At 59.0% G+C, this 12,921-nt stretch carries 12 protein-coding genes; 8 read left to right on the top strand and 4 right to left on the bottom strand.

Translation table 11 applies throughout. From position 1 onward, the window contains the following. Positions 1 to 123 precede the first annotated feature (123 nt). On the top strand, positions 124 to 1,698 hold the full coding sequence (locus AC1DNI_RS12360) for a TerC family protein (protein ID WP_113280865.1): 1,575 nt from the start codon (positions 124 to 126) through the stop codon (positions 1,696 to 1,698). Positions 1,699 to 1,737: 39 nt separating this feature from the next. Here the strand turns inward: AC1DNI_RS12360 and aztC are convergent, their stop codons facing one another. The 3 genes from aztC to aztA are packed head-to-tail and all read right to left on the bottom strand — an operon-like array spanning position 1,738 to position 4,386. Continuing rightward, positions 1,738 to 2,676: a zinc ABC transporter substrate-binding protein AztC gene (gene aztC / locus AC1DNI_RS12355; protein ID WP_477692056.1), complete on the bottom strand. Its 939-nt coding sequence runs from the start codon at positions 2,674 to 2,676 to the stop codon at positions 1,738 to 1,740. Positions 2,677 to 2,696: 20 nt separating this feature from the next. Next, complete coding sequence (gene aztB, locus AC1DNI_RS12350; protein WP_477692196.1) at positions 2,697 to 3,563, bottom strand: zinc ABC transporter permease AztB; 867 nt, start codon at positions 3,561 to 3,563, stop codon at positions 2,697 to 2,699. Further along, positions 3,556 to 4,386, bottom strand: a complete 831-nt coding sequence (gene aztA, locus AC1DNI_RS12345; protein WP_477692055.1) for a zinc ABC transporter ATP-binding protein AztA — start codon at positions 4,384 to 4,386, stop codon at positions 3,556 to 3,558. The genes aztB and aztA overlap by 8 nt, the downstream gene beginning before the upstream one ends. A 178-nt stretch (positions 4,387 to 4,564) precedes the next feature. Between aztA and AC1DNI_RS12340 the strand changes: the two genes are divergently transcribed. Then, positions 4,565 to 4,969 carry a Fur family transcriptional regulator gene (locus AC1DNI_RS12340; RefSeq protein WP_027229541.1) on the top strand — a complete coding sequence of 135 codons (405 nt, stop codon included), beginning with the start codon at positions 4,565 to 4,567 and terminating at the stop codon, positions 4,967 to 4,969. Positions 4,970 to 4,982: 13 nt separating this feature from the next. Here AC1DNI_RS12340 and AC1DNI_RS12335 read toward each other — a convergent pair whose 3' ends face one another. Continuing rightward, entirely contained in the window at positions 4,983 to 5,675 is a 693-nt protein-coding gene (locus tag AC1DNI_RS12335; protein WP_091944045.1) for a TetR/AcrR family transcriptional regulator, read from the bottom strand. Between the two features lie 146 nt (positions 5,676 to 5,821). On the opposite strand from AC1DNI_RS12335, the gene AC1DNI_RS12330 reads away from it, so the two are divergent. The 6 genes from AC1DNI_RS12330 to AC1DNI_RS12305 all read left to right on the top strand — a co-directional run bounded on the left by AC1DNI_RS12330 (position 5,822) and on the right by AC1DNI_RS12305 (position 12,918). Next, entirely contained in the window at positions 5,822 to 7,003 is a 1,182-nt protein-coding gene (locus tag AC1DNI_RS12330) for an HlyD family secretion protein (protein WP_477692054.1), read from the top strand. A gap of 18 nt (positions 7,004 to 7,021) precedes the next feature. Next, a complete protein-coding gene (locus AC1DNI_RS12325; protein WP_477692053.1) occupies positions 7,022 to 8,611 on the top strand; it encodes a DHA2 family efflux MFS transporter permease subunit in 1,590 nt (529 codons plus the stop codon). Positions 8,612 to 8,879: 268 nt separating this feature from the next. Beyond that, positions 8,880 to 9,983 (top strand): ABC transporter substrate-binding protein, encoded by a 1,104-nt coding sequence (locus AC1DNI_RS12320; protein WP_027229537.1) that lies wholly within the window; start codon positions 8,880 to 8,882, stop codon positions 9,981 to 9,983. 165 nt (positions 9,984 to 10,148) lie between these two features. Further along, complete coding sequence (locus AC1DNI_RS12315) at positions 10,149 to 11,048, top strand: ABC transporter permease (RefSeq protein WP_091944038.1); 900 nt, start codon at positions 10,149 to 10,151, stop codon at positions 11,046 to 11,048. Continuing rightward, a complete protein-coding gene (locus tag AC1DNI_RS12310) occupies positions 11,045 to 11,836 on the top strand; it encodes an ABC transporter permease (RefSeq protein WP_027229535.1) in 792 nt (263 codons plus the stop codon). The genes AC1DNI_RS12315 and AC1DNI_RS12310 overlap by 4 nt, the downstream gene beginning before the upstream one ends. Positions 11,837 to 11,853: 17 nt before the next feature. Next, complete coding sequence (locus AC1DNI_RS12305) at positions 11,854 to 12,918, top strand: ABC transporter ATP-binding protein (RefSeq protein ID WP_113280869.1); 1,065 nt, start codon at positions 11,854 to 11,856, stop codon at positions 12,916 to 12,918. The last annotated feature ends 3 nt before the right edge of the window (positions 12,919 to 12,921 follow it).

Here is a 12,921-nt window from a genome sequence, read left to right as displayed (position 1 = left end):
GCTATTTATTCCGTTTTCCCCCACGCCCGCGGTTCCCGCTGTGGCGTTGCGTTGTCACGCGTCGGCGCGTCCGCCCGCCGCGCTGCGCGCTGATCATTTTCTTCGAAAGGACCTGACGTTCCAATGGAATGGACCCTTGACTGGATTGCCGATCCCAATGCCTGGATAGGACTCCTGACCCTGATCGTACTCGAGATCGTTCTCGGCATCGACAATCTCGTCTTCATCGCGATTCTTGCCGACAAGCTGCCTGCGCACCAGCGCAATCGCGCGCGTATTCTTGGCCTTTCGCTGGCGCTGATCATGCGCCTGCTGCTGCTTGCCTCGATTTCCTGGGTGGTAAAGCTCACGACCCCGCTGTTCAGCGTGGCAGGCTTCGGATTTTCCGGGCGTGACATCATCCTCATAATCGGCGGCGTGTTCCTCCTGTTCAAGGGCACGATGGAACTGCACGAGCGCCTTGAAGGGCATCTTTCCGCCAAGGAAACGAATGCCGCCAACGCGGTCTTTTGGCAGGTCATCGCCCAGATCGTGGTTCTTGATGCTGTGTTCTCCCTTGATAGCGTCATCACCGCTGTCGGCATGGTGAAGTATCTCGAAGTCATGATGATCGCGGTCGTCATCGCCGTCGGCGTGATGATGCTGGCGGCAAAGCCGCTCATGAATTTCGTCAATCGCCACCCGACGGTCGTCATCCTCTGTCTGGGCTTCCTGATGATGATCGGCTTCAGCCTCATCGTCGAAGGCTTCGGCTTCCACATTCCGAAGGGCTATCTCTACGCTGCGATCGGCTTCTCGGTCCTCGTCGAAGCGGCCAACCAGCTGGGACGCCACAACCGTGAAAAACACGTCACCACGATGGATCTGCGCGACCGCACCGCCGGCGCCGTGCTGCGCCTTCTCGGCGGCGGACGCGGCGCGGAGGCGCCGCATTCCGATACGCTCGATGTCATTGCCGAGCACAGCGCCGCAAGCGACGTTTTCCATCCGGAAGAGAAGGAAATGATACGCGGCGTGCTCGACCTCGTCGAACGCCCGGTGCGCTCGATCATGTCGCCCCGCAATGAAGTCGAATGGCTCGATCTCGACGAGACCAACGAGGAACTCCTTGCCGAGATCCGCACCCTATCCCACAGCCGTGTGGTGCTGGCGCGCGGGCGCGTCGATGAATTTGTCGGCGTTGCGCTGACCAAGGACCTCCTGTTTGCCATACTCGACGGCGGCAAGATCGATTGGGAAAAAGTGACGCGCCAGCCGCTGATCTTCCACGAAAACGCCAATGTGCTGCGCGTCATGGAACAGTTGCGCGGCTCATACGTGCAGATGGGCGTGGTGCTCGACGAGCATGGTTCGTTCGAGGGCATCGTCACGCCTACCGACGTACTTGAAGCGATCGCCGGCGACTTCCCCGAGGAGGGCGAGGATAGTCCGGTCATCGAGCGCGCCGAGGACGGCAGCATGGTCGTTGACGGCTATATCGACATTCGCCGCCTTGGCGGCCTGATCGATCGCGACCTGGTCGACGATGGCGACCGCTACACGACGCTTGCGGGCTATATCCTGTGGAATATGGGTCACATTCCCGCAGCGGGCGAGAAACTTACCGTCGACGACCTCGAATTCGAGATCGTCGAGATGGAGGGACGCAACATCGGGAAGGTCCGCATTTCGCCGGCCCAGACCGCAGCCTTCATCTGACGCCAGCCGCGGTCCGGACATTCCGGACCGCAGTTGCCATCAACTGCCGAGTATGGCCTTTTTGAACGTCTCGATATTGTGGTGCATCATGTCGATGTAGGTGCTTGCACCCTCGTTCGGCTTTGACAATGCATCCGAATAGAGCGTCCCGCCGACCTTGAGCTTTGTTTCGCTGGCGATCTGCTCGATGAGGCGGGGATTGGTGATGTTCTCAACGAAAATCGCCGAGGCCTTGTCTTCCTTGATCTGCTTGATCAGGGCGACAATATCGGCGGCAGAGGCCTCCGAATCCGTCGATATTCCCTCCGGCGCGAGGAAGGTCAGACCATATTCATGCTGGAAATAGCCGAAGGCATCATGTGACGTGATGACCAGCCGCTTAGACTCCGGGATAGAGGCGATTGCCGCCTTGACCTCGGTTTCGGTGGCGTCGAGCTTTGCCGTATAGGCGGCCGCGTTGCTTTTATAAGTGTCGCAATTTGCAGTGTCGGCCGTGCAGAAGGCATCGACGATATTCTTCACATAAATCTTGGCGTTGCTGATCGATTGGAATGCATGTGGATCGAACGCCTCATGTTCTTCGTGCTGCGTGCCGCCGGCGGCTTCATGATGATGTTCGTCCTCGGCGCTCTTGATCGGCTCAACGCCCTTGCTCAGTTCGACGATCGGCGCCTTTGTGGCGCTCGCCTCGACGAGACGCGGCAGAAAGCCTTCGAAATGCAGGCCATTCACCAGCACCACATCGGCGCTGGCGACCGCCGCGGCATCAGCGGGCTTCGGTTCATAGACATGCGCATCGCCGTCCGGGCCGACGAGGGTCGTCAGCTTGATCTTGTCGCCGCCGACATTTTTGGCGAAGTCCGAAATCACCGTGAAGCTGGAGACCACCTTGAGCGGATCCGCAAATGCGGTCGAGTAGGCCCCGCTCAGTAATAGTATAACATTCACAGTTGCGGCAAGTTTGAAGGCTTTTTTCATGGATTCCATTCCTGGTTTGGCTAGGCGGTTCTGTGGCGGTGAGGACGCAGGCGGCTATTGATGATGCCACGTGTGCCGATAACGATCGAACTCAGATAGATCGCACCGGCCGATAGAATGATGGCGGGTCCTGAAGGCACGGCAAAATGATAGGAAATCAAAAGCCCGCCGGCGCATGAAATGCAGCCGATGACGATGGCAAGACCGCACATCGGTCCGACGCGCGAGGTCCAGAAGCGGGCAGCGGCGGCCGGCAGCATCATAAGGCCTACGGCGAGCAAGGTGCCCAGCGCCTGGAAGCCGCCGACGAGGTTGATGACAACCAGGGCAAGGAAAATGAAATGCACCGGCGTGCCGATGCGGCTTACCGAGCGCAGGAAGAGCGGATCGAGGCATTCGGCGACAAGGCCGCGCCAGAAAATAGCGAGCGTGACGATGCTTATGGCGGAGATTATCCCGATCAGGCTCAGCGCTTCATTGTTGAGTGCAAGCACCGTTCCAAAAAGCACATTCATCAAATCGACATTCGAGCCGCGCAACGAGACGATCAGGACCCCGAGCGCCAGTGAAATCAGATAGAAGGCCGCCATCGACGCGTCCTCCTTCTGGATGGTGAAGCGCGAGACGGCGCCGGCGCCGAGCGCGACGATGACGCCGGCCACAAGACCTCCAATGGTCATCGGCACGATTTGCAGCCCGTAAAGAAGAAAGCCGACCGCGGCGCCAGGCAGGATGGCATGCGCCATCGCATCGCCGGTCAGGCTCATGCGCCGCAACATCAGGAACACACCGACCGGGCAGGAACCGAGGGCAAGCGCGATCGAGCCAAGCAAGGCGCGCTGCATGAAGCTGTAGTCGGCGAACGGCGCGATAAAGAAATCATACATGGTCGCGCTGCCCGTGATGATGGTGCTCGTGATCATGATGCGCGTGATGGTGATGACCGTCGTCGTGGTGGTGCGCCGCTATATGGGCGTCATCGTCCTCGCACCAGGGCGCACCCTCTTCCCAGGCCTCGTGAAATTGACGCGCATGCAGGAGATTTTCCGGCCGCAGCGTCTCACGCGATGCGCCCCAGGCGATGGGTTTTCGCGCAAGGAGCAGCGTCTCTGGAAAATGCTCGCGCACAAGGTCGAGATCATGGACGACGACCATGATCGTGCGATTTTCGCCGTGCCAGCGTTTGATAAGATCGATCAGGTCGCTGACGGTTTTTGTGTCGATCGCATTGAACGGCTCATCGAGCAGGATGAGATCCGCATCCTGCAGCAGGACCCTGGCAAATAGAGCACGCTGCAACTGTCCGCCGGACAGCGTGTCGATCGGGCGCAGTTCGAAGCCTTCGAGCCCGACGCTCATCAGAGCCTTGGACACTCTTTCCTTGTCTTCAGCCGTGATGCGTCCAAGCAGACCGCGCTTTGGCCAAAGGCCAAGCGAGACGAGATCGACAACACGCGCAGGGAATGAGCGGTCGAGTTCGGACTGCTGCGGCAGGTAGGCAATGCGCGTCCCCTTCTCGACCGTACAGGACCCCGACATCGGCTTTAAAACACCGACAATCCCCTTCATAAGAGTGGATTTGCCCGACCCGTTCAGGCCAACGACGGCCGTAAGCGAGCCGCGGCGAACGCTTCCATTCAAATGATGCACGGCCGGGTGCCGGTGATAGCCGAGCGTAAGGTCGCGAAAGGTCAGGCAGGGTACGGGCATTGTTTCTACTGCGTTCGCTGAAGGTGCCGCCAGTGCGCGGGCTTTGCCAAATCGATATGTGATGTTATTACATTAGTCAACAATGGCGAATTTGAGAACCGCCGAAAATCGTGTATCCACTGGCACCAAGGCCCAAGACTGACTATCTGCTACTGATGATCAAGGAGCATTTTCGGCAATGACATCGACGCAAGAGCTGACCAAGAACCAGGCGCTGGTTTTCAATGCCCTGGCTCGCGCCGAGGGGCCTCTCAGCGCTTACACTATACTCGACCAGCTGCGCGGCGAGGGTTTCCGCGCCCCGCTCCAGGTCTATCGGGCCCTCGACAAATTGCTCGACTACGGCATGATCCACCGGCTCGAAAGCATCAATGCCTTCGTCGCCTGCTCTCATCCACACAACCACAGCCATAGCCATGGCATGACCGCCTTCGCCATCTGCGAGAAATGCGGTCAGGTATCTGAATTCTCCGATGATGTGATCACCGGACGCGTGCGGGAGTGGACAAGCGAAAACGGCTTCAGGCAGTCGAAAACCACGATTGAAATACGCGGCGTTTGCGCCAACTGCGCGGCAGCCTAGCCGCCATCTTCAATTAGCGTTTGTAGGCCTTCAGCCAAATATCCACGCCGGATGTCACCGTCTTGCGAATAAGCGCGGGCGACGGAGGCGTCGCCATGCAGCCGAATATGCGCTTCTTGAAAAGTCCCGACATGAAAAGGTCAGCCAGCTGATAGGTTGCAAGCTCGGTGTCCTCGATGTCGAGGGTCCCAGCGGCGACATGCTTGTCGATCAGCGCCCGCATCAGTGCCTGGCCACGCCGCGGACCCCTTTCGTAGAAATCGCGGCTCATTGACGGCATACGCTCGGCAACGCCGATGACGACCCGCTGGGCGCGGATGACGACATCGGAGGTTACGACCGTCGCCAGAGCAGTGCCGAACTCGATCAGAGCGTCGCGCAGATCGCCTTCGCTTTCCAGCGCATGGTAGATGTCGGCAAACAGCACTTCGCGATAGTGATTGCAGAGCTCCATGAAGAGCTCTTCCTTGCTGTCGAAGTAAACGTAGATCGTGCCCTTCGAAACGCCGGCCTCACGCGTGATGTCATTCATGCTGGCCGCATCAAAACCCATCTGCGAGAAAATGCGGTTTGCCCCCTCGAGGATCTGCTGACGCTTGGCCGGATCCTGGCCCGCTGCAAGACGACCCGGACGGTCCCCATCGGTCATGAACTCGGCATCCGAAAGGGGGTGCGCCTTCACGACGTATGGCTTGGTAGACGACATATGAAAGTATTTTCCTTATTTCCGATTCTTTTTCGAACCAGTCGGTTCGATCCACTTGATATGCGCCTCCATTTGCGCTATGTCAATGATCGAACCGATTGGTTCAATCACTTTTCAGAGTGAATTCCATAAGAAAGAGCCTTTCAATGCCAGCGTCCAAAGCAAAGAATGAAGCTGATATCCGTCAGTTTCCGGCCCCGGCTCCTGCCGCCAAGGTAGAGGCTCCGGCGAAGGTCGAAGCGCCGCAAGCCGACGTTGCCGCGGCAGCGCCGGCAGCGCCGAAGAAGCGTTCGAAGAAGCGCTTGATCCTGCCGGTCGTGGTTGTCGCTGCCCTGTGCGCAGGCGCCTGGTACGGCCACGAATGGTGGACGACGGGCCGTTTCATGGTTTCCACTGACGACGCCTACGTTCAGGGCGATATCACCGCCATTGCCCCGAAGGTCATGGGCTATATCGACACGATCAATGTCGTTGCCAACCAGCGCGTTAAGGCGGGCGACCCGCTGATCACGCTCGACAATGGCGACTATACGATTGCCGAGAAGCAGGCCGAGGCGCAGATCGAAACGCAAAGACTTTCTCTCGACCGTATCAAGGCGCAGACGGAAGCCGCCAGGGCTTCGTTGCAGCAGGCCCAGGCTGGCAAGCTCGCTGCCCAGGCCGTGCTGACCAATGCGCAGAACTCTTCGGTTCGTGCCAAGCAGCTTCATGCAACGAGCTTTGCATCGCAGTCGCAGCTCGACGACGCGACGGCAGCTCTCGACCAGGCAAAGGCAAACATTGCCTCGTCCGATGCACAGATTGCCACGGCAAACGCCAATATCGGCGTGCTCGACGCCCAGTATAAAGAAGCTGAAAGCGCGATCGCCTCGCTGCAACTCGCCAAGGACAAGGCCGCTCGCGACCTGGGCTTCACCATCATCCGCGCGCCCGTGGATGGCGTCGTCGGCAATCTTGCCGCCAAGAAGGGCGATCTTGTCAGCTCGGGTCAGCGCCTCGCGGCCCTCGTTCCGGTAAACGCGCTCTATATCGATGCAAACTACAAGGAAACGCAGCTCAAGGATATCGAAGTCGGGCAAAAGGTGCATGTACGTGTCGACGCGCTGTCGGGCGAGACCTTCGAAGGCACCGTTGCCTCCGTGGCGCCCGCATCCGGCGCCGTCTTCTCGCTGCTTCCGCCTGAAAACGCGACCGGCAACTTTACCAAGGTCGTTCAGCGCGTACCCGTCCGTATCGCCTTGCCTGCCGACGTGCTTGCCAGCGGCAAGCTCCAGGCTGGTTTGAGCGTCGTCGTCGACGTCGATACCCGCACGACGCCGAGCTCATAGCCGGATAGGCCGAGAATCATGTCAAAAGCCGCCGCCATCGGAGGGCCCGCAACACCTGCGGTTCCGGACGAACATATCGATCCGAAGAAGGCTATCGCCTTCCTCGCCATGGTCTTCGGCATGTTCATGGCGATTCTCGACATTCAGATCGTCTCGGCCTCGCTGGCCGAAATCCAGGCCGGCCTCAGCGCCAGTTCCGATGAAATCTCCTGGGTGCAGACGTCCTACCTCATCGCCGAAGTCATCATGATTCCGCTGTCCGGGTTCCTCGGACGGCTGCTTTCGACACGCGTCCTGTTTTCGGCATCGGCCGCCGGCTTCACGCTCGCCAGCATTCTTTGTGCGACGGCGACGAACATCGACCAGATGATCATCTACCGCGCGATTCAGGGCTTTATCGGCGGCGGCATGATCCCCAGCGTTTTTGCTGCGGCCTTTACCATCTTCCCGCCTTCCAAGCGCTCGATCGTTTCGCCGATGATCGGTCTCGTCGCCACGCTCGCGCCGACAATCGGGCCGACAGTCGGCGGCTATTTGAGCAACGCTTTCTCCTGGCACTGGCTCTTCCTCGTCAACGTCATACCGGGCATTCTGGTCGCCGTCGCCACCTGGAACCTCATCGACTTCGACAAGGGCGATCGCTCGCTGCTCAGCAAGTTCGACTGGTGGGGGCTTGCCGGCATGGCAGCGTTCCTCGGTTCGCTCGAATACGTTCTGGAGGAAGGCCCGCGCAATGACTGGCTGCAGGACACGACGATCTTCTATTGCAGTATCGTGCTCGTTATCGGCGCCGTCACCTTCTTCTATCGCGCCTTTACCGCCGAACAGCCGATCGTCGACCTTTTCGCCTTCAAGAACCTGAACTTCGCGTTCGGGTCGGCATTCTCATTCGTCCTCGGGATCGGCCTCTATGGCTTGACTTATATTTATCCGGTCTATCTTGGCCGCATTCGCGGCTACGACGCGCTCATGATCGGCGAGGCGCTGTTTGTCAGCGGCCTTTCCATGTTCCTGACGGCACCGATTGCCGGCTTCCTTTCCGGCCGCATGGATCCGCGCATCATGATCATGATCGGCTTCCTTGGCTTTGCCGCAGGCACCTGGACCATGACGCATCTCACCGCCGACTGGGATTTCTACGAGCTTCTCATTCCGCAGATCCTGCGCGGCTGCTCGCTGATGCTGTGCATGGTGCCGATCAACAATCTGGCGCTCGGCACATTGCCACCGTCGCGATTGAAGAATGCTTCGGGCCTTTTCAACCTGACGCGTAATCTCGGCGGTGCGGTAGGGCTTGCGGTTATCAACACAATTCTCACGGACCGGGGCGCATTACACTATGCGCAGCTTTCGGAGAATGTTCGCTGGGGTAATCCTGAAGCGCAGGAACTCATCGACAGCATGACCAGGAAGTTTGCGGCCAACGGCCTCGACGGCCCGACAACGGCGCTGAGCAAGGTCTCGGGGATGGTGCATCAACAGGCCTCGCTGCTGTCGTTCATGGATGTTTTCTACATTCTGACGCTGCTCTTCGCCTCGCTTGCGGTCTTTGCCATTCTCATGCGCAAGCCCGGCGCACCTGCGCCCGGTGGCGGCGGCGGCCACTGAGCGGAATAACTATTTAGTCGGCGCATATTGCCTGCGGGTTCCCCTTGCCATTTCCGGGTCGGCTAAGCTACTCGAACTAATGCGTAAGATGTACCTTTCGTATTAATTGCTAAGCCACGAAAAAAGTGGTTCACTCCAGCGTACCCGCTCAGGGAGAAGACGTTCACCAGCTTGTCATCGGTCTGTCATCCAACTGACATGAGAGACCTTTATCGGGGAGCAGAACGTCCAAAAGAGCCAATGACGTATCGCAAAAGGGGTTTACCAAATGATCGATTATTCCAAACGATTGCTCGCGCTGTCGACGGCTGTGCTGTTCGCGGGTACGACGATTTCGTTCGCCGAAGCACCGGCCGAACTGGTCGCCGCGGCTAAGAAGGAAGGCACGTTGACGACGATCGCCTTGCCGCACGACTGGTGCGGATATGGTGACATCATCGCCGGCTTCAAAGCCAAGTACGGCCTCGAAGTCAACGAACTCAACCCGGATGCCGGTTCGAAGGACGAAGTCGAAGCCATCAAGGCGAACAAGGACAACAAGGGCCCGCAAGCTCCTGACGTCATCGACGTCGGTCTTTCGTTCGGTCCGGATGCCAAGAAAGACGGCCTGACGATGCCTTACAAGGTATCGACCTGGGATTCGATCCCGGCCGAACTGAAGGACGCCGACGGCCATTGGTTCGGCGACTATTATGGCGTCATGTCGCTGCAGGTAAACACCGATATCGTCAAGAACGTCCCGAAGGATTGGGCCGACCTGCTCAAGCCGGAATATGCCAACAGCGTTGCGCTGGCCGGTGATCCGCGCGCCTCGAACCAGGCGATCCTCGCCGTCTCGGCTGCCGGCGCCTCGACAGGCGCCAAGCCCGGCGCCGCAGGCGGCGAAGCCGGCTTGAAGTACTTTGCCGAACTCAACAAGGCTGGCAACTTCGTTCCGGTCATCGGCAAGTCCGGCACGCTCGCACAGGGTGCAACCCCGATCATCATCAGCTGGGACTACAATGCTCTTGCCGGCCGTGACACGCTCAAGGGCAACCCGCCGGTTGAAGTCGTCGTTCCGCCGTCCGGCGTTCTGGCCGGCGTCTACGTCCAGGCCATCAGCGCCTACGCACCGCATCCGAATGCTGCCAAGCTCTGGATGGAATACCTTTATTCCGACGAAGGCCAGATCGGCTACCTCAAGGGCTATTGCCACCCGGCCCGTTTCCAGGACCTGGTAAAGAACAACAAGGTCCCGAAGGAACTTCTCGACAAGCTTCCGCCAGCAGCAGCCTACGAGAAGGCATTCTTCCCAACGCTCGATGAACAGGCTGCCGCCAAGGAAGTCATCACCAAGGGTTGGGACAAGGTCGTCGGCGCCAACGTCCAGTAAGCCGCATTCAGCGATCCCCGCGGAGCACTCCGCGGGGATTCCTGCATTGGGCAACGCGTTGTGCTAGGTTGCACACGCGGGCTTATCTGAAAGCGATTGTCGGCTCATCCTGTGCTGGTATCCTGCACCAGGAATTGGAACCCAAGAAGCGGTCTCGAACACTCCATGAGTGCAATCTCAGAACCAGGTCCTACACTTCCAGTCGCCGCGGCCGAGAAAAAGCGGCTTTCGCTCGATTGGCTCGGCGTCATGCCGTTCATGATCTTCGCCCTCCTGTTCCTGGTCCTGCCGACCGTCTTTCTCGTTGCAGGCGCATTCCAGGATCCGCAAGGCAAACTGACCTTTGCCAATATCGCCAACCTCTTCCAGCCGTCGATCCTCAATGCCTACTGGATCTCGATCAAGATTTCGCTGGCCTCTGCCCTTCTTGGCGCGGGAATTGGCTTCGCCATCGCCGCCGCCGTCGTCCTCGGCGGTCTGCCTGCATGGATACGCGCACCGTTGATGACCTTCTCCGGCGTCGCATCGAACTTTGCCGGCGTTCCCCTCGCCTACGCCTTCCTGTTCACATTGGGGCGCACCGGGCTCGTTACCTACCTTTTGTTGAACGTCTTCGGCTTCAACCTCTACGCCCACGGCTTCAACTTGCTGAGCTTCTGGGGCCTGACGATAACGTATCTCTACTTCCAGATCCCGCTGATGGTCCTCATCATCACGCCGGCGCTTGACGGACTGAAGCGGGAATGGCGGGAAGCTGCGCTCATTCTCGGCGCGACGAAGAACCAGTATTGGCGAATGGTTGCGTTTCCGATTCTCTGGCCGGCATTGCTGGGCACGATTCTGCTATTGTTTGCAAATTCGTTCGGAGCAATCGCCACCGCCTATGCGCTGACCGGGTCTTCGCTCAGTATCGTTCCTATCGTCCTTTATGCGCAGATTCGCGGCGACGTCCTGCAGGACCCGCAACTCGGCTACGCGCTCGCCTTCGGCATGATCGTCATCACCGGCATTTCCAACGGAGTCTATATCTGGATGCGTGCCCGCAGCGAACGGTGGCTCAAATGAAGACGAATCGCTTCTGGTCCTGGCTCGCGCTCGCCTTCGGCATCCTCTATTTCACATTGCCGCTGATCGGTCTTCTCGAGTTTTCGCTGCGGATGCGGCGTGGCACCTATTCGCTTGACGCCTACTGGGTCGTCTTGAGCGATCCCGGCTTTCAGGCAACCTTCGGTTATTCCGTGGTCATGGCCATCGCGACGATCATCGTCGGCGTAGTCCTGGTCGTTCCGACCGCCTATTGGGTACGGCTGCGACTACCGGGGCTGCGTCCATTCATCGAGTTCATCACCCTGTTGCCGCTGGTCATTCCCGCAATCGTTATCGTCTTCGGCTATATTCGCCTCTATAATACCTCGTCGATCTTGCCTCTGACCGGATCTGCGATGGGAACCAACATCCTGCTTTGCCTCGGCTATACCACATTGGCGCTGCCCTATATGTACCGTGCTGTCGACACGGGCCTTGGCGCCATCGATATACGGACCATGACGGAAGCCGCAGAAAGTCTCGGCGCAAGCCGGATCACCATCATGTCGAGCATTATTCTGCCGAATGTGCTTGTCGCCGTGCTTTCGGGTGCATTCCTGACCTTCGCCATCGTCATCGGCGAGTTCACCATGGCGGCGCTGCTCAACCGGCCCGCATTCGGCCCGTTCCTGCAATTGCTCGGCGCCAACCGTGCCTATGAACCGGCGGCGCTATCCGTGATTGCCTTTGCCATTACCTGGGTCTGTATGGGCCTCATCCAGGTCGTTACCCGCCTTAACAAATCTCTCGCTGCGACCCGGCGATAATCGGAAGAAACAACACCATGTCGTTCCTTACCATCAGCCATTTGAAAAAGAGCTTCGGAGCCACAACCGTCGTTCATGATTTCAATCTTAACGTCGAGAAGGGCGAATTCATTTCGTTCCTCGGGCCGAGTGGCTGCGGCAAGACGACGGTGCTGCGCATGGTTGCTGGCTTCGAAACGCCATCTTCGGGCAGCATCAGCATCGGCGGCAAGGATGTCGTCAACTTGAAGCCGAACCAGCGCAATATCGGCATGGTCTTTCAGGCCTATGCGCTCTTTCCCAATATGACGGTTGCGCAGAATGTTGCCTTCGGTCTGAAGGTGGCAAAGAAGCCGCAGGCTGAAATCACTGCGACGGTGCAAGAGATGCTGTCCTTGATCAAACTCGATCACCTGGCCGAGCGCTTCCCCTATCAGCTTTCCGGCGGACAGCAGCAGCGCGTCGCGCTGGCGCGCGCGCTCGCGACGAAGCCGCAGGTGCTGTTGCTCGATGAACCGCTCTCGGCCCTCGATGCCAAGATCCGCGTATCGCTGCGCGAGGAAATCCGCGCCATCCAGCGCAAGCTCGGCATCACCACCATCTTCGTAACGCATGACCAGGAAGAAGCCCTGTCTATATCCGATCGCATTGTCGTCATGTATGAGGGCCGTGCCGAGCAGGTCGGCGCTCCCTTCGAGATCTATAATCAGCCGGCATCACGCTTTGTCGCTTCGTTCGTCGGAACGCTGAATACGATCGACGCCGTGGTTCGCGACGCCAAGACGGGCATCATCACGGTTGACGGCAAGGATGTCGCCATCGGTCCGCGCCTCAACGGTCACCAGTCCGGCGACCGGATTTCGCTCGCGGTGCGCCCCGAGGCGGTCAGCCTTGGCGAAGCCACGGACAAACGCGAGACAACGCTCGACGGAAAGATCAACAGCGTGCACTTCCTTGGCTCGGTGATCCGTATCCGCGCATCGCTTGGCGAAAACGTCGTCTCGTTCGATACGTTCAACAATCCGAGCGCTCCGCCGCCGGAACCCGGCGAGAACGTCAAGGTCAGCCTTGCGGCAAAGGATCTCCTGGTGCTCGGGCACTAAGTC

This window comes from Phyllobacterium sp. 01N428 (genome assembly GCF_056399405.1).
The sequence above is the reverse complement of the archived record's forward strand: the minus strand, read 5'-3'. Positions and strand labels throughout refer to the sequence as shown.

What these genes read in the sequence shown, in the direction of transcription:
- AC1DNI_RS12315 (WP_091944038.1), top strand. Translation starts at nt 10,149, where the DNA reads ATGAGTGCAATCTCAGAACCAGGTCCTACACTTCCAGTCGCCGCGGCC.
- aztB (WP_477692196.1), bottom strand. Translation starts at nt 3,563, where the DNA reads ATGTATGATTTCTTTATCGCGCCGTTCGCCGACTACAGCTTCATGCAG.
- AC1DNI_RS12335 (WP_091944045.1), bottom strand. Translation starts at nt 5,675, where the DNA reads ATGTCGTCTACCAAGCCATACGTCGTGAAGGCGCACCCCCTTTCGGAT.
- aztA (WP_477692055.1), bottom strand. Translation starts at nt 4,386, where the DNA reads ATGCCCGTACCCTGCCTGACCTTTCGCGACCTTACGCTCGGCTATCAC.
- aztC (WP_477692056.1), bottom strand. Translation starts at nt 2,676, where the DNA reads ATGAAAAAAGCCTTCAAACTTGCCGCAACTGTGAATGTTATACTATTA.
- AC1DNI_RS12305 (WP_113280869.1), top strand. Translation starts at nt 11,854, where the DNA reads ATGTCGTTCCTTACCATCAGCCATTTGAAAAAGAGCTTCGGAGCCACA.
- AC1DNI_RS12310 (WP_027229535.1), top strand. Translation starts at nt 11,045, where the DNA reads ATGAAGACGAATCGCTTCTGGTCCTGGCTCGCGCTCGCCTTCGGCATC.
- AC1DNI_RS12340 (WP_027229541.1), top strand. Translation starts at nt 4,565, where the DNA reads ATGACATCGACGCAAGAGCTGACCAAGAACCAGGCGCTGGTTTTCAAT.
- AC1DNI_RS12360 (WP_113280865.1), top strand. Translation starts at nt 124, where the DNA reads ATGGAATGGACCCTTGACTGGATTGCCGATCCCAATGCCTGGATAGGA.
- AC1DNI_RS12320 (WP_027229537.1), top strand. Translation starts at nt 8,880, where the DNA reads ATGATCGATTATTCCAAACGATTGCTCGCGCTGTCGACGGCTGTGCTG.
- AC1DNI_RS12330 (WP_477692054.1), top strand. Translation starts at nt 5,822, where the DNA reads ATGCCAGCGTCCAAAGCAAAGAATGAAGCTGATATCCGTCAGTTTCCG.
- AC1DNI_RS12325 (WP_477692053.1), top strand. Translation starts at nt 7,022, where the DNA reads ATGTCAAAAGCCGCCGCCATCGGAGGGCCCGCAACACCTGCGGTTCCG.